14 protein-coding genes and 1 pseudogene are annotated in these 19,248 nt (G+C 64.7%); 9 read left to right on the forward strand and 6 right to left on the reverse strand.

The annotated features are described in order from the left end of the window. Window positions 1–95: 95 nt before the first annotated feature. Complete coding sequence (locus AC5JCN_RS04610; protein ID WP_495753852.1) at window positions 96–794, reverse strand: hypothetical protein; 699 nt, start codon at window positions 792–794, stop codon at window positions 96–98. 308 nt (window positions 795–1,102) lie between these two features. Here AC5JCN_RS04610 and AC5JCN_RS04615 point away from each other — a divergent pair, with 308 nt between their 5' ends. Further along, complete coding sequence (locus tag AC5JCN_RS04615; RefSeq protein WP_495753853.1) at window positions 1,103–3,073, forward strand: hypothetical protein; 1,971 nt, start codon at window positions 1,103–1,105, stop codon at window positions 3,071–3,073. 299 nt (window positions 3,074–3,372) lie between these two features. On the opposite strand, the gene AC5JCN_RS04620 is transcribed toward AC5JCN_RS04615, so the two are convergent. Further along, window positions 3,373–4,278: an ion channel gene (locus AC5JCN_RS04620; RefSeq protein WP_495753854.1), complete on the reverse strand. Its 906-nt coding sequence runs from the start codon at window positions 4,276–4,278 to the stop codon at window positions 3,373–3,375. A gap of 372 nt (window positions 4,279–4,650) precedes the next feature. After that, window positions 4,651–5,538, reverse strand: a complete 888-nt coding sequence (locus AC5JCN_RS04625; RefSeq protein ID WP_495753855.1) for an SDR family oxidoreductase — start codon at window positions 5,536–5,538, stop codon at window positions 4,651–4,653. 98 nt (window positions 5,539–5,636) lie between these two features. Between AC5JCN_RS04625 and AC5JCN_RS04630 the strand changes: the two genes are divergently transcribed. Beyond that, a complete protein-coding gene (locus tag AC5JCN_RS04630) occupies window positions 5,637–6,476 on the forward strand; it encodes a helix-turn-helix transcriptional regulator (RefSeq protein ID WP_495753856.1) in 840 nt (279 codons plus the stop codon). A gap of 140 nt (window positions 6,477–6,616) precedes the next feature. Here the strand turns inward: AC5JCN_RS04630 and AC5JCN_RS04635 are convergent. Continuing rightward, window positions 6,617–7,038, reverse strand: a pseudogene (locus AC5JCN_RS04635) (winged helix-turn-helix transcriptional regulator). Between the two features lie 97 nt (window positions 7,039–7,135). On the opposite strand from AC5JCN_RS04635, the gene AC5JCN_RS04640 reads away from it, so the two are divergent. From AC5JCN_RS04640 to AC5JCN_RS04665, 6 genes are all read left to right on the forward strand, one after another. Next, window positions 7,136–7,855: an SDR family NAD(P)-dependent oxidoreductase gene (locus AC5JCN_RS04640; protein ID WP_495753857.1), complete on the forward strand. Its 720-nt coding sequence runs from the start codon at window positions 7,136–7,138 to the stop codon at window positions 7,853–7,855. Window positions 7,856–8,581: 726 nt separating this feature from the next. Beyond that, on the forward strand, window positions 8,582–10,183 hold the full coding sequence (locus AC5JCN_RS04645; RefSeq protein WP_495753858.1) for a choline dehydrogenase: 1,602 nt from the start codon (window positions 8,582–8,584) through the stop codon (window positions 10,181–10,183). 11 nt (window positions 10,184–10,194) lie between these two features. Then, complete coding sequence (locus AC5JCN_RS04650; RefSeq protein ID WP_495753859.1) at window positions 10,195–11,394, forward strand: glycoside hydrolase family protein; 1,200 nt, start codon at window positions 10,195–10,197, stop codon at window positions 11,392–11,394. Window positions 11,395–11,450: 56 nt separating this feature from the next. Beyond that, a complete protein-coding gene (locus tag AC5JCN_RS04655; RefSeq protein WP_495753860.1) occupies window positions 11,451–12,641 on the forward strand; it encodes a CaiB/BaiF CoA transferase family protein in 1,191 nt (396 codons plus the stop codon). A gap of 30 nt (window positions 12,642–12,671) precedes the next feature. Next, window positions 12,672–13,130, forward strand: coding sequence for a MaoC/PaaZ C-terminal domain-containing protein (locus AC5JCN_RS04660; protein ID WP_495753861.1), 459 nt, complete (start codon window positions 12,672–12,674; stop codon window positions 13,128–13,130). Between the two features lie 26 nt (window positions 13,131–13,156). Then, complete coding sequence (locus AC5JCN_RS04665) at window positions 13,157–14,098, forward strand: dihydrodipicolinate synthase family protein (RefSeq protein WP_495753862.1); 942 nt, start codon at window positions 13,157–13,159, stop codon at window positions 14,096–14,098. Between the two features lie 11 nt (window positions 14,099–14,109). Here the strand turns inward: AC5JCN_RS04665 and AC5JCN_RS04670 are convergent, their stop codons facing one another. Both AC5JCN_RS04670 and AC5JCN_RS04675 read right to left on the reverse strand, forming a co-directional pair. After that, the gene (locus tag AC5JCN_RS04670; protein ID WP_495753863.1) at window positions 14,110–15,210 is read right to left on the reverse strand and encodes a LacI family DNA-binding transcriptional regulator; all 1,101 of its coding nucleotides are present in this window, start codon (window positions 15,208–15,210) and stop codon (window positions 14,110–14,112) included. Window positions 15,211–15,359: 149 nt separating this feature from the next. Further along, entirely contained in the window at window positions 15,360–17,105 is a 1,746-nt protein-coding gene (locus AC5JCN_RS04675; protein WP_495753864.1) for an FAD-binding protein, read from the reverse strand. A 435-nt stretch (window positions 17,106–17,540) separates the two neighbouring features. Here AC5JCN_RS04675 and AC5JCN_RS04680 point away from each other — a divergent pair, with 435 nt between their 5' ends. After that, window positions 17,541–19,238 carry a recombinase family protein gene (locus AC5JCN_RS04680; RefSeq protein WP_495753865.1) on the forward strand — a complete coding sequence of 566 codons (1,698 nt, stop codon included), beginning with the start codon at window positions 17,541–17,543 and terminating at the stop codon, window positions 19,236–19,238. Window positions 19,239–19,248: the final 10 nt, after the last annotated feature.

The following is a 19,248-nucleotide window of genomic DNA, read 5'->3' on the forward strand; positions in this document are numbered from 1 at the left end:
CAGCTCACCGCGTGATTGAATAGATCTCGAACTGAAAACAATGCATGATCGTAACAACCCGTTGCGGATACTTAGAAATCAGTCGAGCAATCGAATCACCTTGGCGATCGCGTTTTTTTTGGAGGCGCACCGCTTTTGCGCCAACTTGAGGGGACCTCTTCCTTCCAGACCTTGTCGAATGCAGGCCGGGAAATGCGGATTTTACTCAGAACATCCGAATAAATTTGCCCTTTCGGTTTAGGCTTATCGCCTCGCTTTACAAGGCGTCGAAGATAGTTTCGGACGTCAGCCTCGGTGAATCTCCTCGATTGTATAAACCTGGGCGGATCAACATTGTAGATTCTGCAGTAATCAGCAATATCATCTAATGATACTATCATCGACAAAATCAAATCCAGCACCCGCTGCGAGTAGTGTTCTACACTTCCTTGAGCCAGAAGATGGAAACAGTGGCTCAGATCTTCAGCTGATAGGCACTCGAAGTAGCTGATTAAATTTATGTGAGGCTTATCCGTTGGCTGAACATTTCTACCGATGATGATATTGTAAGTTGTACCGTGAGAGAAGCCATAGAAGAATATTCCGGGATGATCGTCTTTCTTACTCAGAGCAATAAGAATGCTGATCCGACTTTGCTCTGAGGTTTGCCCGGATATATGCGCGTTCAAACTTCCTACCCAAAATGAACCTATGAAGTGGGACGCAAGTTCTGCAGGAGTAAGCAAAATCGGATAAGTGGGCGCCCATCGCCCCACTACTTCAAGTATCGAATAAAAATTTTCCACAGGCGCCATTGTGAAAGAATAACCTCTCAAGCGTTAACATCCTGGCCATGTCGGCGACATCGCAGCAGGAGTCCTAGACAAGATCTCGTACCGAAGCGTTCTCACGTCCATAGCGTCGGCCCGGTCGAAAAAGATAGGGTTGCTAGCCGAAGACGATGTAGAAAGCGCGGTCTGGGTCACCTTGTCGCGTATGACAAGATCCGCCGCCCGCCAGTCACGTAGGTCTAGACGGAACTCGGGATTCCCCAGCTGCGCGCCCGATTCACGTCAGGGTAGCTTCGCCCTGTCATTCTCGTTCTGCGAGCGGAGAATGGCATTTGCGCTGGATCTGGAGTGACTGGGCGCTTGCCGCCTTCGGAGGGTTGGCCCTCGTCGCAGTAAGCCCTCTCGGCCAGGTCGTCATCATCGTCGCGCTGATCTCGATCGTCGGCATTCCAATCGCCATCCTGGTGATGGCGCTACCCTCCTTGTTTCTGCTCGCTTCCTCGTTGCGCCTGGCCTGGGGATCTTGGAGCAGCTTTCGCAAGGGTCGCACGCGCGCCGGGCTCGCGTTTGCACTGGCGCTGCTCGCGATGGCCGACTTCTTCGTGTTCCGCGCATGGCGGGTGAACGCATGGCTGGACGGCGGTGCCGCCGCCTTGGCGGCGCAGGACACGGACGCAATCTCGCCCGTGGGACATCAGGGCACGCTGGCCGTTCTGCGGGCCAGCCGCGGTACCTGGGATGGAGACGGACAGTGCGACGACCTGTGCCGCCGCCTGCTTCTTACTGGTGCAGTTGGGCAGGTGATTGCCGTGCCCGTTGCGTCGCCGCAGAAAAGAGAGAATGGTTCTGCGGCTCGCTCGCCGAAACTCGAGCCTTCTGCGGACATGACAGGTTGGTCATGGCGCCTCGAAAAGCGGGACCATTGTGACGACCCAGGCCCGCTTACGGCCAATCGCCCGGTGAGTCTGCCCGAGCCGGCCGGAGAACGGCGGGGCATCGCCCAGCCGATTTCCTCCGAGCAGCTCCTCCGGCTGGCGATCGCGGGCGGGACATGCCTGGTGGGAGAGAAGGCCTCCCTTGCGCAGGCTGACGCCGTGCTGGCCTATGGCGAGGTCAAGTCTGCAGAATCGACCTTCTCCGCCGGCTACAACGCGTGGACGGACACGGTGGCTGCATGGCGGATCGCGTACTGGGACCGGAGTGCTGACGGCTTCTCATTGCGGTACCAGCGCACCGGCATCGTGTGGCAGCGCCTGCCGGGCGCGTTCATTCCCTGGATCGAGAACGGCGCCGAGTTGAGGACGGCCCATGGATGGGCGCGGGTCACGGAATATCTGAACCGGACTCCGGCCGAGTACGAGGTCCCCCTCGGCCGGTTCGTAACGGAAAGGCTGGGCCTCGACCTTCGGCCCTCCCCGCCTGCCGCCGTCGGCGAAGGTCAGTCACCCCAAGCCGCGCTGCGAATGGAGCAGGCCCGGGTCGTGGACCGCATCCTCGCATCCACGAGCGCTCCCACAGACCTCGAGGCCAAGGTTATCGACGACTACATCGACAGCATTGGTTCTCCGTTCACCCGGCGGAGCAATGGTACTGACCGGACCGACGCCGGGCGCGTCTTGCGGATCGTCGACAATGTCCGCATTCCTCTTCCAACCCGCACGAGCGGTGCCGTCGGTTTTGCGGCCGAGATCGATCCGTCGCTGACCGCCGCTCTTGCCACCGGGCTTGCCGCCCGCCTCAAGCGCCTCCCGTCGCCCCCAACCGAGAACCGCGCGCGTAAAGCATGGAACGGCGAGGTCAGGGCTATCACTGGCTCCCTTGCGACCCTTCCCCCCACGGCGCTTCAGCCATACACGGATCTCGCCACAGACCTGATGCGCAACCGCGAGCAGCGTGCCGTATCGGCGACGTTCCTGGCGCGCCTCGATGTGTTCGGTCCGGCGATCGCGCCAGACATCTTCGCCATGATGGATGACGCCTTTGCCTTGCGGGCTCCCGCTGATCGCGAGCACGATTCTCTTCGTTACAGCTGGGACGACGTGTGGCGGGCAGGGGCGCTCTCGCTTTGCAAGCTCGCGCCGCAAATCCCGGGCGAGGTAGGGGCCATGCGGCAGCGGGTCCAAGTTCTCGCCGCCGCAAAGATCACGATGGCTGACCTCGTCTCCGCTGCCGCCTTGCTCGGGATGGGCGCATCGGTGGAGGACGTCCGTGAGGCCATGAACGTCGATCCAAACAATCCTGCGGCAGCCAAGTCGTTTGCGGCGTTGATACGACGGGCCAAGCGCGACGACACATGCCGGTGATCTGGCGTGCGCAATCGACAGCGTCTAGGGCCAGCGGATGGAAGACCGCTTTCCCCCAACTCGGACCGTGAGTTTGGACGGCTCGCTCGGCTGGAGTTGACCCAAGTCGGACACTAGTTCGCGGCGGAGGTGAGGTCTGCATCGGGTGGATGCCCGACCTTAATCGACGGATAAGCTCGGTTCCCCTTGGCGCAATCGTCTGCCGTTCGTGTGCGACATTCTGACCGACCGGTTCGGACGGCCGGGGCAACAATCCGGTAGTCTGAACGACATTCGAATTCGGCTTGCCGCCAACGCCTTCAGGCGAGACCTGGATCAACAAGGATGTCGAACTGCTTTCCAAGCGCTCGCAGGTCTGCTTCGTATGGAGCTCGCAACGTTTCAAGCCGTGCTCGGCCGTCGTTGGCATTGATCAGACGATAGCGAGCCTCCGTCAGCATCGACCTCAAGACCGCCACATCGGCACTGCGGACCGGCGCCAAGTCTGATCTCTCATTTTCCGCTCCAGCCTCCAGGCGAAAGATGGCGGCCAACTGCGTGACGGTGTGCGACCCGACAGCGTGAAACTCGCGTGCAAGCATCCAGCCTGGAGAGACGCTGTCGCTTTCTACCAGGGCGAGTAGGATGCTCGCCGCGTCGAGCATGGCACCGAGGGCGGCGAGCCACTCGCAGTTCTCATCCGCTGATCTAAAGTTCATTAGAACCGGATTTGCGCGATGGTCGTGCAGGACGGCAGCTGACCACTTGCTCCAGGTCCGAAACATCTCGGCGACGCGATCTCCGCGTCCTTCCTGCCCGATGTTGACGAGAATACCCAGCCCGGTCGGCGGACACTTCGTGGTGGCGGCCATCTGGATGACCGGGACTTCGCGCACCTGAAGAGCCGACTGCACTGAAAGGATGAAGGTCGCGAGGATCGTGACGCCCGCCAGACCTGTCATTCCGGCCAGCACGACAGTGAGCCGGCTCGGACCGTGGATCGTGAGGTCGGTGAAGCCGATTGTCATGAACGCCGACCCTGCGTGGAAGATTGCGTCGGCGAAGCTGGGCATCGGCTGCATGTCCTCGGCCCGGGCATGGAACATTAGCCCGTACCCCAGCACGATCGATGCGACCCAGATCCCGATGGAGAGCACGAGAAGCAGCGGTCCAAGGCTTGCGCGCAATGTTTGACGCGAAGTCGGCGAGCTAAGTCTGCCAGCCATGTGTCTCCAGAGGGGGGCAAGGGTCATGCCCAGGAGGGGGCCAAGCCGGAGCGCCCGATGCGTGGGCCGAGGTAGAAGGACGGTCCTGAAGATGTCGGACAGGACCATCAAAACGATAGTTACTCCGGCAGTGTATTCCGCCCACTTCATTTTTCGAGCTCATCCGCCTGAAGCTCTGAACGCGTACGGCTAAGCCGAGGTTTCGAGGAACCTCGCCAGTGATTCTGGTTCATCCGCGCCCCCACAGCTCAGGGCTTTCCTGGCCTTTGTGGATGGGCTCGTTCGCGCCGAATGCGAGCATTGCTAGACTGCCCCATAACTGACTCTCGGGAATTCCGCTCGCCGATTGTTCTTCTTTCGACCCTTGGAAAATTACCCGAAAGCCATGGCCTTAAGATCCGGGATCAACCCGGGACCCGTGGGCGTCCAACCGAGCCTCGACCGCGTCCAGGCGCTGGAGGCCGGCATGTCCATGGCAGCGAACATCGCCATCCAGCCGAAGTGCTCGACCGCGTGGTTCTGGGACACCGAGACTGCAGGAATGCCGAGCCCGCGCGCGAGCGTGTCCACGATGTCGCGCACGGGGACACCTTCTTCGCCGACGGCATGATAGCGCGCCCCGCGCTCCCCCGCCTCAATCGCCAACCGGTACAACAAGGCGACGTCGTTCCGGTGCGCCGCCGACCAGCGGTTGCTGCCGTCGCCGACATACGCCGCGACGCTCTTCTCCCGGAAGATGGCAATCAGCGGCGTGATGAGGCCCTGTTTCACCGTGTTGTGTACCTGGGGGAGGCGCATGACGGAGACATTCACGCCGGCATCCAGCAACTCGTTCCCGGCTCGCTCCGAGGCAATGCGCGGGTTGTGATACGCGTCGTTGAACAGGTCCTCCCGCGCCAGCTCGCCGGGACCTGCGCTGCCCATCCCGATCGCGGATGTGATCAGCAGCGGACGGTTCGACCCTTTCAGCACGGAGCCGAGCGCGCCGATGACGCGGCGGTCCTTCTCGCAATTCTCGAGGAAATGCGCGAAGTCGTGGTCGAAGGCGGTGTGAATGACGGCCTCCGCCTTCTCGGCTCCGGCTTGGATGCTGGCGAGGTCATCCAGCGTGCCGGTATGCGGCTCGGCTCCGGCCTGCGCCAGGGCTCGGGCGCCCTCCGCGGAGCGGGTCATGCCAATGACGTGATGGCCGGCCTGGATCAGCTCGGGCAGCACGGCCGAACCGATGAAGCCGGTCGCGCCGGTGAGGAAGATGCGCATCGGAAGAACTCCTTTCGTCCATCTCCCAAAGCCTGAGCCGGTGAGGTATCCTGTAAAAGACGTGACGTTATCCTAGTATAACTTATAATAGGGTCAGCATGCCCCAGCCTCAGGCCAACACGCTGGCCGCCTTTCTGCGGGATCGCCGGACACGGCTCGACGCCGCAGCGCTCGGCTTCAGCGGGCGGTGGCGCACGCCCGGCCTGCGACGTGAAGAGGTGGCGCAGCGCGCCAATATCAGCCCCACATGGTACACGTGGCTGGAGCAGGGGCGCGGCGGCGCCCCGTCGGCGGACGTGCTCGACCGGATTGCCAAGGGCCTGATGCTCACCGATCTCGAACGCGAACATCTGTTCGTCCTGGGACTGGGACGACCGCCGGAGATGCGCTACGCGCCGGCGCAAGGGGTGAGCCCGCGGCTGCAGCGCCTGCTCGACTCCTTCGACGCCTGCCCGGCTTTGATCAAGACGCCGACCTGGGACGTGGTCGCCTGGAACCGGGCGGCTGCCATCGTCCTCACCGACTACGGCACGCTCCCGCCGGACCAGCGCAACATCCTGCGCATGGTCTTCTGCAACCCCGCGAACCGCCACAAGCAGAAGGACTGGGAGAGCGTCGCTCGCTTCCTCGTGGGAGCATTCCGTGTCGACGCCGCACGCGCCGGCGCCGTCAAGGCCATCACGGATCTCGTCGAGGAGCTGTGCCTGGCCAGCGCGGAATTCGCCGCGTTCTGGCAGCAGAACGACGTCTACGCACCCGGCGAAGGGGTGAAGCACTTGCACCATCCGGTGCTGGGCACTTTCGAGATGGAGTACTCGGCGTTCGCCGTCGACGGTCGGCCTGACCTCGGGCTGGTGGTCTACACCCCCCTGGACGAGACGGTGAAGGCCCGCATCCGCAAGCTGGCCAAAGAGGCGGGCGTCCGGACAGCCGACTGACTTTGGTGGCCGGAACGGCACCCCAAGCTTTGTCCAAGACGTCGGCCAGAGGTACTCGAATTAAAATTCATGGTTCTACGCCGAAAACGCCAGATCGAACCCCATTGAAGGTGATCACTGCCGAAACGCGGCGGACAGCTTCAATTGTGCTTCCCGTCAAACGCGCTCTGCGCGGCTTCGAGCTCGGACCCGTGCGTGAGCGCCCAATCGTAGAGCGCGGTGAAGGGTTCGCGTAGCGACGAGCCCAGCGGCGTTATCGTGTACTCGACCCCGACCGGCGCCGTAGGCAGCACGGTGCGCTTGACCAGGCCGTTTCGCTCCAGGCGTTTTAGTGCATCTGCCAGCGCCTTGTGCGTGATGCCGTCGAGCGTCGCATGATTTCGTTGAAGCGGGACGGCCGCGTGCACAGCACGGTCAGAATTAACACCGACCACTTGTTGGCGATGTGCTCCAGAATGGGCCGGGTGCGGCGCGCGTCAATCAGCGCCTCGTCGGTCTTATTCCGCACGACGGAGTTCGGTCCCGGATGTCGATCCGCACGGTTATGCGCCGGTTTCGGCATCGGTATACTCCGCGATATCTACGCAATATGTGGTGCGTAATTGACCGTAGGTCTACACTTTATATCTGTGTGCCTACAAGTCCCAGAGGAGATGGACATGAGCACACTCCACGACAAAGTCGCCGTCGTGATCGGCGGCGCGGGCGGCATCGGCAGCGCCATCACGGCACGACTTGCGGAGGAAGGCGCGCTTGTCTTCGCCACCAGCCGTACGGAATCGCCGCAGGCTACGCGCAAGGGGAAGGTCCGCTCGGTGCGCGCCGATGCATCGAGCCTCAATGGCCTCGATACGGTGTTCCGAACTGTCGGAGCGGAGACAGGTCGGATCGACATCCTGGTCGTCAATGCCGGCCTGTCGGAGTTCGCGACCCTCAGTGAGGTGAGCGAGGACCACTTCGACAGGACCTTCGGCCTGAACGTGAGGGGACCGCTCTTCGCGGTTCAGAAAGCGGCCGAGCTCATGCCGCCGGGCGGCGCGATCGTGTTGATCGGCTCAATCGCGGGTGAAATCGGTACGAAGGGCTACGGGGTCTATGGCGCCAGCAAGGCAGCAGTGCGCGCCTTCACCCGCACTTGGGCCAACGAACTGGCGCCGCGCGGCATTCGGGTCAACGTGGTCAGCCCCGGTCCTATCGATACGCCCATGATGGCCGCCGCATCGGACGAAGTGCGCAAGACCCTGAGCGGGCTGATCCCTCTCGGGCGCATGGGGCGGTCGGAAGAAGTTGCCGCAGCCGTCAACTTCCTCGCTGGCTCTGACAGCAGCTTCATCACCGGCGCGGAACTCTGCGTCGACGGCGGCATGGCCCAAGTCTGATCCCATTTGTAGCGCCATCCTGTCACAGGTTACGTCATTACGGCCGGAGCAGCGCCTGCACCTCCGCCGCCCTCGCGGTTTTACATCCTGGAGGTCTCTGCGGCGTCGCGCGCAGCCCCGTCCGACGTCGTGGCAGTCCCTATCGACCGAGCCGTGGCATGGTCGCCCGTGAGTCCGGCCGCCCCGGAAAGAGCGGCAGGCAGGGCGCTCACACCAAGGCCATGATCTTCCGGCGTTGGGTCCGCGATGGCTTTGATCGTGCGCTTACGCACTGTAGGCCACGTACGCCAGGGCCGCACACGAAGAGGCCCGCTTCGCCCCAGGGGCGAGAGTCAGATCCGAGTCGAGAGCGGTCTTAACTCGATGCCAAGGCGAATGTCGCCTGCTGGCGCGAGGCGGACTCTGGCCTTCATGCGGCCTTCGGCCGCCGAGCTGGCGTCCAAGATCCTCGCTGCGCTCTCCCCCTGGTCCCAACTGTCGGTTAGCCCCTTTTCCACATTGGGGCGAGTAAAGCAGCATGCCGCGTCGTCCAATATGATTGGATGACGGGGACGGATACCACGCGGTAGCGGCCGGGCGCCGCAGTAGCGCCTGCGACGGGTAAGCATAGCCTGACCTGGGGTGGAGCGCCGTCGATCAGCTTGCGCGGGAAGCAATCCCAGTGCTAGTCTGAAAGCGCTTTCATAAAGGCAGCAGGCCCGGGTCAGGCGTCAGGGAGGACGTTTCATGTATGACTTCGTCATCGTCGGCGGGGGCTCGGCCGGCTGTGTGCTCGCCAACCGTTTGAGTTCAGATCCAACGATCAAGGTGTTGCTGCTCGAAGCCGGCGTGAGGGACAGGAGCCCCTTCATCCACATGCCCGCTGGCTACCTCCGGCTCATGATCACCGGCCAGGTCGATTGGGGTTATCACACCATTCCGCAGCAGCACGCGGGTGGCCGCAGCTTCTACTGGCCTCGCGGCAAGGTCCTGGGCGGCTCCAGCTCGATCAACGGCATGGTCTACATGCGTGGCCACGCGACCGACTTCGATCACTGGGCGCAGCTGGGCAATACGGGATGGTCATATGCCGACGTCCTGCCTTACTTCAAGCGTGCAGAGCACTGGGAGGGCGGTGAAAGCGATTTCCGGGGTGGCAGCGGTCCGCTCGGGACAATCGGCGTCACGGAGTTTCACCCGCTGGCCAAGGCATGGATCGAGGCCGGCGTCGAGGCGGGCTACCCCCGCAATCCCGACGTCAACGGCGCCGAGCAAGAGGGCTTCGGCGCCCTGCAGAGCACGATCGTCAACGGCCGGCGCGCCAGCGCGGCCGTCTGTTACCTGCGCCCGGCAGAAGGCAGGTCCAACCTGACCATCATCACCGAGGCGCATGCCTCCCGCATCGTGGTCGAAGGCCGGAGAGCGACTGGCATCGAGTATGTGCGCCGGGGGAAGCGGGAAACCGTGCGCGCCGCGCGCGAGGTCATCCTCTCCGGAGGGGCGATCAACTCGCCGCAGCTGCTGCAGCTCTCCGGGATCGGCGATCCCGACCACCTGCGCCCGCTCGGCATCACGGTGACGCACGCGCTGAAGGGTGTCGGGCAGAACCTGTCGGACCATGTCGCGGTCACCATGCGCCAGCTCTGCACGCAGCCGATTTCGCTGTTGCGCAATATGCATCCGGTCGCGGCAGCTCGTTCGCTCGCCCAGTACGCGATGTTCAAGACGGGCCCCGCCGCCCATCCCGGCATCCAGGCGGTCGCCTTTGTGAAGTCGCGCTCGGAACTGGTCGCCCCCGATCTCCAGTTCCACTTCATCATGATCCTCTACGCGGACCATGGCCGGGAGATCTACAAACAGCACGGCTTCCAGCCGCTCATCAATGTCTCGCGGCCTGAAAGCGTGGGTAGCGTGATGATCCGCTCGTCCGACTTGCGCGAGGCACCGGCCATCGATCCGAACTACCTTGCATCGCAAGGAGACGTCACGACGCTGCGCGACGGCATCAAGATCGGACGCGATATCATCGCCCAGCACGCCTTCGATCCCTACCGGGGCGCCGAACTCGATCCCGGCCCGGCCGTGCGGACGGATGCGGAAATTGACGAGTACGTCCGGCGGACCTGCCACACGCAGTACCATCCCGTTGGCAGCTGTAAGATGGGGATCGACCCCTTGGCTGTGGTGGATCCCGAGTTGCGCGTGCGCGGGCTCGACGGGCTGCGCGTGGTCGATGCTTCGGTGATGCCGGTCATGGTGAGCGCCAACACCAACGCGGCGACCATCATGATCGCCGAGAAGGCGTCCGACCTCATCCTCGGCCGGGCGGCCGCGGCGCGGGCGGCCTGAGGAGCGCTGCAATGCCGGAATTCGACGTCTCTCCCGCCGAACGCGAGCCTCTCCGGGACGCGCTCGACCTTCTGTGCCGCAAGGTCCTGGAGGACGAGGCCGCGATCGGGGTGGACTTCCCCTATGTCACCGCGCCCGACGGCAACTGGCAGACCATGCCGGCGTCCCGCTCTGCGGGCTATGAGGGCGACGCCTGGAGTCACGGAAACTGGTTCTGCGGCTTCTGGGTCGGCCTGCTTGCGGCCGCCCATCTTCACACCGGCGATCCGCGTTTCCTGGATCTCGCCCGGTCGCGCATGGACCTCGTCGCCCGCCGCGCCGAGGACCCGAACACGCACGACATCGGCTTCATCTTCTGGAGTTCTGCGGTGCCGCTGTATCGCATCACGGGGGATCGAAGTTTCAAGGAGCTGGGCCTCGAGGCAGCGGGCAGGCTCAGGGCGCGCATCGTCTGCACGCAGGCCGGTGCCTATGTGTCGTCGTGGGGCCCGCTCAGCGATCCCCGCGGACGGGCGAGCTCGGCCATTGATACCATGGCCAACATCCCCTTGCTCTACTGGGCGACCGACATCTCCGGTGACGACAGCTTTCGCCTTGCCGCTCAGGCCCACGCCGCGCACACCGCGCGGGCCTTCATCAGGGCGGACGACACGCTCTATCATGCCGTCGAGTACGACACGCTCACGGGCGAGCGGCGGCGCGGCTACACCTTCCAGGGGCATGGCGACGAGTCCAACTGGTCGCGCGGGACGGGCTGGGCACTCATCGGATACGCCGCGACGGCCGCCCGGACGCGGCGCGTCGCCGATCTCGACATCGCTGTCCGGCTCGGCGAGCGCTGGCTGCAAATGCTGGGCGACCGGGTTTGCCCGCCCTGGGACTTCGACGACCCATCGCCCAACTCCGAGGAGGACTCGTCGGCTGGGGCCATCGCTGCAGCCGGGATGCTTGACATTGGTGCGCTGCATCCCGACGAGGCTGCGCGCGAGTTCTGGACGCGCCGAGGCGTCGCGCTTCTGGCAGGGCTCGCCCGCTCCTACCTGGCCCGCGAGCCCGCCCATCGCGGGCTCCTGAAGCACGGCTGCTATTCGAAGCCGCATGGCATCGGCGCGGACGCTGCCGTGATGTTCGGGGACTACTACTTCGTCGAGGCGATCGCGCGCCTGCTCATGCCGGGCCGCTTCCTGCCCGGCCTCCAACCCCTGGCCTGACCGCCGTTTTCCACTCTCCCGGTCCCCGCGGGACCGGCAACGACGAAGGACTCGCCGTGGACCATCTTCAAGGCTTCAGGGTTGTCAGCTTCAACCACTTCCTGATGGGCCCCGTCGGCATCCAGTTCCTCGCCGACCTCGGCGCCGACGTCATCGCAGTCGAGCCGCTCGACGGCGCTTTCCAGCGCAAATGGGGCGGCGCCGAACGACGGGTCGACGGGCACACGATGCTGCAGCTCACAGGCAACCGGAACAAGCGCAGCATCGCGCTCGACCTCAAGACGGCGGAAGGCCTTGGTATCGCGCGAAAGCTCATCGCCTCGGCCGACGTGGTGGCGGAGAACTATCGACCCGGCGTCATGGACAAGCTGGGCCTCGGCTACGAGGCGGCGAAAGAATTGAAACCCGACATCATCTACGCGGCGGCGTCCGGCTTCGGCCAGAGCGGCCCCTATGTGAACCGCCCGGGGCAGGATCTCATCGTGCAGGCGCTCACGGGGCTCGCCACCATCACGGGGACCAGGGAAGACGGACCCCGCGCCGTCGGCGTGTCGGCGGTCGATCACCATGGCGCGGCGCTCTTCGCCGGCGGCATCCTGGCCGCCTTGTTGAAGCGCGAGCGCACCGGCAAGGGCGGGCGCGTGGACGTCAGTCTTCTGACCGCCGCCCTCGACCTGCAGATGGAGTCGCTCGTCTGCTTCCTGAACGGAGACGGACAGGACGACGTCCGCCAGTCGTCGCGGCTGTCCGGCTGGTACTATGGTGCCCCCTACGGCATCTACCCGACGGTGGACGGTTTCATTGCCATTTCTCTTGGCTCCCTTGGCGCTCTCTACGACGCGTTGGAGGTTGCGCCGGAGGAACGCGTGCCCGACGCCGAGGCCTATGCTCGCCGGGACGAGGCGGCGCGGCCCGTCGCGGCTGCGCTCGCGTCGCGAACGACCGGCGACTGGCTGCCAGTTCTCGCGCGCCACGGTATCTGGCATTCCCCGGTCAACGACTACAAGGACGTGGTGGCCGATCCGCAGGTGCGCCATTCCGGCAGCTTCGTCACCGTCGAGGGCTGCACAGGCGAGCCCGTCACCCTTGTTCGCCACCCCGTCCGCTACGACGGCGAGGCCCCGGAGGTCCGGCTGCCGCCCCAGAAGCTCGGCGCGCAGACCGCCGACATTCTCGGCGAACTCGGCTACGGCCCGGCCGAGGTCGAGGCGCTCCTGGCCCAGGGCGCGGCGGCGCGCAGCGACTGATCCTTACTCAACCCAGCAGGACCAACGGTCATGGCGATCATGCATGCTGAGATTGGCGACACCGTTCGCTTCTCCAAGACGGTGTCGGAAACGGACGTTTATCTCTATGCGGGGGTGACCGGTGACTTCTCCGGAAACCACGTCAATCACGAGTTCATGCGCACATCAAAATACGGGCAGCGCATCGCGCATGGCGCCCTGATCGTCGGCTTCTTTTCGACGGCCTCGACAATGATGATCGAGAAGAGCCTCGCCAAGGGTGTGGACTGCACCCCGGTCTCGCTGGGATACGATCGGATCCGCTTCCTGAAGCCTGTGTTCTTCGGCGATACGGTGACCGTGACCTACACGATCAGCGAGGTTGAGCCGGAGCGCCGGCGGTCCCGCGCCACTGTCGAGGCCCGCAACCAGAGGGAAGAACTCGTCGCCGTTGGTGAGCACCTCACGAAGTGGGTGGAGAACGAAGCCGAGACGGCGGCCGCCGAGTAGCGCCTGCTTCGGCGCGGAGGACTGCCATGCCACCCTTTCCATCCTTCGTGCCCCACGGGGTGATTCCGGCGACGCTGCTGGTGTTCCACGACGACCTGTCGATCGACATCGCGGCCACCCGCCGTCACAACCGCGACGTCGCCAGCATCGATGGGATCGCGGCGATCACCGTGAACGGGCATGCCTCGGAAGTGCATGCCTGCGGCGGTGACGAGCAGCGTCTGATCCTTGATGAAACGCTCGCCGAGATCGGCAACCGCGTACCGGTCGTCGCCGGCGTCTACGCAGACGGGAGCCTCGAGGCGGCGCGGATCGCCCGCATGTCAGCGGCGGCTGGGGCGAGCGCGCTGCTGGTCTTTCCGCCAAATACGCTGGGGATGGGCGGCCATCTGCGGCCGGAGATGGCGCTTGCTCACGTCCGCGCTGTCGCCGACGCGTCGGATCTTCCGCTAATCGTGTTCCAGTATCCCGAGCGCACCAACCTCCATTATCCTTACGAGACGCTGCTCAGGCTGGTCGAGGAGATCCCCTCCATTCGCGCCATCAAGGATTGGTGCAACGACCCCGCTCTGCATGAGCGCCACGTCCGCGTGCTGCAGTCTCGGAAGCCACCGGTAAATGTGCTCACCACCCACAGCGCTTGGCTGATGGGGTCCCTCGTGCTGGGATGTAACGGGCTTCTGTCGGGGGCGGGCAGCGTCATCGCCGACCTCCAGGTCGCGCTGTGGCGGGCCATCCAGGCCGAGGATCTGAACGCGGCACGCGCGATCAACGACCGGATCTACCCGCTGGCGCAGGCCTTCTACGCTCCGCCGTTCCTGGACATGCATAACCGCATGAAGGAGCTGCTGGTGATGATGGGACGCATTCCCCGAGCCGTCGTCCGGCCGCCCCTCCTCAAGCTGCCGCCCCATGAGCTGACGAGGCTGCGGACCGCCGCCATGGCTTCGGCAGTCCTCCCTGGCTGAAGCATGCCGTCTCAGGCAGGCTTTGTGCCGGCCGTGGCCTGGGGCCGCCGCTTCGTGACCGTGCGTCCAGCGCCCGCCAGGGCGGCGGAGACCGCCGTGCTGTCGCGCAGGATGAGCGGCGCCGGCAAGCGCGTGGACAGCGGAATGGCATTGCCCGAGATGGCGGAAAGGAGGTGACCGGCGGCGATGCGGCTGATTTCGATGGCGGGCACGTTCACCGTCGTCAGCGGAGGATCCACCTCGCTCGCCAACTCGACGTCGTCGAACCCTACTACGGAGAGGTCGGCGGGCACGCAAACACTAAGGCGCTGGGCTTCGGCGATCGCACCAACGGCGAGAGCGTCGGTCGTGCACAGCAGCGCGGTGATGTTCGGATTGGCCGTGCGGATCGCGTCGAACGCCCGCCTGCCATTGGCGATCGTCGGTCGGGCGACCTCGACATGCGCGCCCCGGCGCAGCCTGACGCCGGCTTCGGTCATGGCGGCGAGCATCCCGCTGAGCCGCGCCTGCGAGCGGTCGTTCGGGAGCGCGGTGTTCGACACCACGCCAAACTCGCGATGGCCCAATTCGAGAAGATAGCGCGTCATCTTTGCCGCAGCCTCGGCGTTGTCGATGCCAATGGCCGGCAAGCCGTGCCGGGAGGCGCAGACATAAGTGACGACGGTCGGGACGTCGTACTGGCGGACGAGCGAGACGACCTCGGGGAGGAAGCCGTCACCGACGAGAACTAGCCCATCTACCCCATGCTCGAGAAGAGCCTGGACCTGCCGCAACTCCTTGTGCCGGTCGTACTGCGAGTTTGACAGCAGGAGGGTGTAGCCCTGGGTCTCCAGCTGATCCTGCAGCGCCTCGACGCCATCGGCGAAAATGGCGTTGCCGAGCGTGGGAACGACGGCGCCAACGATGTGACTGCGGCCGGAGCTCAGGGCCTTGGCCGTCCTGTCCGGCGTGTAACCAAGCGACTGCACGGCCTTCAGCACCCGCTCGCGGATCTCGGGCCTGACGATCTTCGGCTGGTTCAAGGCTCGGGACGCCGTCGCGAGCGAGACGCCGGCCTCCTTGGCCACGTCGGTCAGCTTGGCGCGGGCGCCCTCCGGTAATCGATCCTTCATGTCTGCGCAGCGCCGTTGTGGCCGGGCCCGAGTCACCCCGTGTCTTCCGGTCACCATGGCACAGGCTCCGCCGTCGGACCAACGTCCCTGCATTGACAGCGACAAGGTGCGCCGGCGGCGCTTCAAGGATCTTTGGTGAGAGACGGCGGCTAGCGGGCCGCTGGTGCGTCAGCTCTGGCGGCTTCTTCCCGGCCCAGCCGCGTCCGGAACAGGCCCGCCGCAACGAACCGGTCGAAGACGATTGACGTGTCCTGCGCGGGATCCTTGTCCGGAAAATCCTCGCGATAGTGACCGCCCCGGCTCTCCCGCCGCAGCTTCGCCGCCGTGGCGATGAGAGAGCCGACCTCGCAGAGGTTTTCCAGCTCGTGAGCTGCTACGAGACCCGTCGGGTCAGCCACGACACCGTCCGACAGAAGCGCCGCGCGGACACCGGCGCACAGGGCGTCGAAGCGGTCCAGGCTCTCTTCCGACCGCACGACGAGCAGGTTGCGGTTGGCCCCCCGCTGCAGCGCTGCCCTAAGCGCCGCGAGGTCGGCCTTGCCCCGCGATGGAAAGCGACGAAGGGAGGCCTGGTGGGCCTCGGCCGCGTCACGCGCCGGGAGATGATCCATGTCCGCCGCCCGCCGCGCGGCGGCTCGCCCGGCACGCCGACCGAAGATCTGGCATGTCACGGCCATGTTGCCGCCGAGCCTGTCGGCCCCGTGCGGCCCTCCCGCGACTTCGCCGGCCGCGAAGAGGCCCTTGAGGTTGGACTCGCCGTTCTCGTCGATCAGGATCCCGCCATTAATGGCGTGGGCGGAGCAAGCGATCTGGATGGGGTCACGGTAGAGGTCAATACCCTTATCCTTGTACCAGGCGTAGGTCACCGGCCACATGCGGGCCATGCTGCTGTTGGGATCCCCGAGAATCTTCCCGAAATCGCGGCCGATGAGGTCCATCCAGACCCCTCCCTCGGGGGTGCCGCGGCCCTCGTTGATGGCCTTCTGGATCGAGATCTCGATATAACGGGACACGTCGCTAGCGCTGAAGGGAAAGTGCCGCTCCTTGGTCGCGATGACGTCCTCCAGCGCGAGGCCATGGGGCAGGTAGTCCCGCACGAATTCCTGCCCGTCCCGGTCCGTCAGCCGCGGCGCGGCGGCCCACAGGTAGTTCCCAAAGAGGTTGATGAAGGGGGCAACGACGGAGACGCCCGCCTGCATGAATTCCATGTTGACGAGCCGTGCACCGGCACGATGGGCCATGGCGTAGCCGTCGCCGGTGATGTCGGAGGGATAGAGGTTGGTCGCGAAGAGTTGGCTGGCGCCACCCGTCGTCAGGATCGTCGCCTTAGCCCGGATGATGACGGGCGTCCCGTCCAGCCCGACGGCGCGCACGCCGGCGCACTGGCCGTCCTCAACGATGAGGTCCGTCACCATCAGCCGGTCCCGGACAGCGATGCCGCGCCGGGAGGCCTCCTGGCCAAGCGCCCTAACGATCGGCTTGAAATGGTCCTTGATGACATGCGACCGCGGCCGTGACGAAAAGCACGCGCGAAAAACTAGATAGTCTTCCCCATTGCGCTCGAAGTGGACACCGTATCGCTCCAGGAAAGTAAGGGCCTCTTCCGCCTCGTTGGCCACGATGCTGCTAAGGCGCGGGTCTGACATCTCCTGGGCAGCTGTAAGAATATCTTCCAGGAACGTGTCGGGGGAGTCTCCTTGCTGCCCCGCATCGTCTGGAACGTTGAAGGCGCCCACCTCTGCGACGCTATGAAACGTTGCGCCGCTGCGCCGGAACTCACCCTTGATGACGACCAGCACCTGTGCACCGCCTGCCTCGGCTTCCAGCGCAGCGCGCAGCGCGGCAGCGCCGCTGCCGACCACGAGCACGTCTGTGATGATCTCCTCGCTCCGCATCGGCTTCGTTCCTGCTATCAATTCGCTGTGGTGGGTCCAGGCACCGGCTCAGCAGGCAATCCGCCGACAATGTCTGCAGCCGCTTTGTCACCGGAGAAGCAGATTTTGGGTCCAGCCTCTATGAACTCTTGGTGGTTCGCCGTGATGCGGGCCATCGGCTTGTTATCCATGCACCCGGAACGATGCACTTTTTCGCTGAAAGCGCTTTCATAAAAACTAGCATCGCGAGTTGTTGGACGCAACCTGGTGAACCAGTGTCGCCGATAGCCGGCGATCGTTACGCCCGGATCTGGCGCAAGACGGCGTCTACATGGCTTCGCAGTTAAGTCTGCAATCCACCCAAGGCAGACGTTCGGCCGCCGGGTTCCCATTAGGTCAACAACGGCCTGTGGATGACCTCTTGGGGTCGGTCACAACCAGCATCATACTGTGCTGATGAGCCAGCCCCATGTCCCGCCTCGCGCCGCCATCTATGCGCGATACTCGAGCGACCTTCAGAAGCAGGCCTCGATCGATGACCAGGTCGAGGTCTGCCGTCGCTATGCCGAGACGAATGGCTGGCGGGTAGTTGAAGTGTACTCCGACGCAGCATTGAGCGGAGCGAGCCGGTTCCGGCCGGGGTACCAGCGGCTGATCACGGACGCAGGACACGGGGCGTTTGAGGTCATGATCTGCGAGGCGGTTGACCGGCTCGGCCGCAGGCTTGCAGATACGGCCGATCTGCATGACCAACTCGCCTTCCACAACGTGCGGCTGTTTACGCCGAGTCTCGGCGAGATCACGACGATCCACGTCACCGTGATGGGCATGGTGGCGCAGATGGCGCTCAAGGATCTGGGCGAGAAAACGCGCCGCGGCCAGCTAGGGCGCGTGCTAAAGGGCAATGTGGCCGGCGGTCTTGCCTACGGCTATCGCGTCGTCGCCACATCCGATGGCGGAGGCGGGGCGCGTCAGATCGAACCCGAGGAGGCCTTGGTCGTCGAGCGAATCTTCCGCGAGTTCGCCGCTGGCAGGAGTCCCGAGGCAATCGCGAAGAAGCTGAATCGAGAGGGGGTGCGAGGTCCGGTCGGGCGACTGTGGTCGAACACGACCTTGCGCGGCCAGACCCGGCGCGGGACGGGGCTTCTCAACAACGCGCTCTACCGCGGAGTGCTCGAATGGAACCGCTACTCCTACTTGAAGGACCCGCGAACCGGTAAGCGGGTGGCCCGCCCCAACCCGCCCGAGCGCTGGGAGCGGCGGGATGTCCCGGAGCTTCGCATCGTGTCCGACGAGCTGTGGCAGGCGGTGAAGGAGCGCCAGCAGAGCGTGACGGTGCGGTCCGGATGGCAGGCTACTCACGCAGCGGACGGTGGTGGCGCAGCAAACCCGTTGAACGCAGCCCATCGTCCCCGCTTCCTCCTATCGGGCCTGATCTGCTGCGGCATGTGCGCCGGCGGCTACACGATCACTGGCAAGGACCGTTATGGCTGTGCCACGCGCCGGCAGAAGGGCGCCTGCGACAATGGCCGCACGATCACGCGCCAGCAGGTCGAGAGCCGCGTGCTGGAGGGTCTCAAGGAGCGGCTGCTCGCGCCCGATCTCGTCGCCGAGTTCGTGAGCGCGCTGCAGGACGAGGTTGCCGCGGCGCGTAGCCGGGCGAAGAAGGACGATGCGTCGCGTTCGAAGAAGCTGGCCGAGGTGGAGCGCAAGATCGCGTCGATGCTGAAGGCGATCGAAGACGGCTTCTACGAGCCTGCAATGAAGGAGCGGGTGGCCTCGCTGCGGGCGGAGCGGGACGCTCTCCGCGCGTCGTCGGAGAGCAGCGGCGATGCGGCTGTCTTGGACGTGCTCGCCCACCCGGCCCTGCCCGATCTCTACCGCCGCAAGGTGGAGGAGTTGGAGCTTGTGCTTGAGGGCCCCGACCGCGAGGAGGCGATGGGGCTCATCCGCGCTATGATCGAGAAGGTGGAGCTGCATCCGCGGGGCGACGGCCGTGGGCTTGATGCGGTGTTGTTCGGGGATCTCGCGGCCATTCTGGCGGCGTGTTCTGCGGCACAGACAGCAAAACGCCCAGGGGCTGGTGGGCCTCCGGGGCGTCTACTGTCGGTGGTTGCGGGGACAGGATTTGAACCTGTGACCTTCAGGTTATGAGCCTGACGAG

The sequence above is a fragment of the Alsobacter sp. genome, from assembly GCF_059501845.1.

Coding starts and splice junctions, on each gene's coding strand:
- AC5JCN_RS04650 (WP_495753859.1), top strand. CDS start 10,195: ATGCCGGAATTCGACGTCTCTCCCGCCGAACGCGAGCCTCTCCGGGAC.
- AC5JCN_RS04680 (WP_495753865.1), top strand. CDS start 17,541: ATGAGCCAGCCCCATGTCCCGCCTCGCGCCGCCATCTATGCGCGATAC.
- AC5JCN_RS04660 (WP_495753861.1), top strand. CDS start 12,672: ATGGCGATCATGCATGCTGAGATTGGCGACACCGTTCGCTTCTCCAAG.
- AC5JCN_RS04670 (WP_495753863.1), bottom strand. CDS start 15,210: ATGAAGGATCGATTACCGGAGGGCGCCCGCGCCAAGCTGACCGACGTG.
- AC5JCN_RS04625 (WP_495753855.1), bottom strand. CDS start 5,538: ATGCGCATCTTCCTCACCGGCGCGACCGGCTTCATCGGTTCGGCCGTG.
- AC5JCN_RS04640 (WP_495753857.1), top strand. CDS start 7,136: ATGAGCACACTCCACGACAAAGTCGCCGTCGTGATCGGCGGCGCGGGC.
- AC5JCN_RS04665 (WP_495753862.1), top strand. CDS start 13,157: ATGCCACCCTTTCCATCCTTCGTGCCCCACGGGGTGATTCCGGCGACG.
- AC5JCN_RS04610 (WP_495753852.1), bottom strand. CDS start 794: ATGGCGCCTGTGGAAAATTTTTATTCGATACTTGAAGTAGTGGGGCGA.
- AC5JCN_RS04645 (WP_495753858.1), top strand. CDS start 8,582: ATGTATGACTTCGTCATCGTCGGCGGGGGCTCGGCCGGCTGTGTGCTC.
- AC5JCN_RS04675 (WP_495753864.1), bottom strand. CDS start 17,105: ATGCGGAGCGAGGAGATCATCACAGACGTGCTCGTGGTCGGCAGCGGC.
- AC5JCN_RS04620 (WP_495753854.1), bottom strand. CDS start 4,278: ATGGCTGGCAGACTTAGCTCGCCGACTTCGCGTCAAACATTGCGCGCA.
- AC5JCN_RS04630 (WP_495753856.1), top strand. CDS start 5,637: ATGCCCCAGCCTCAGGCCAACACGCTGGCCGCCTTTCTGCGGGATCGC.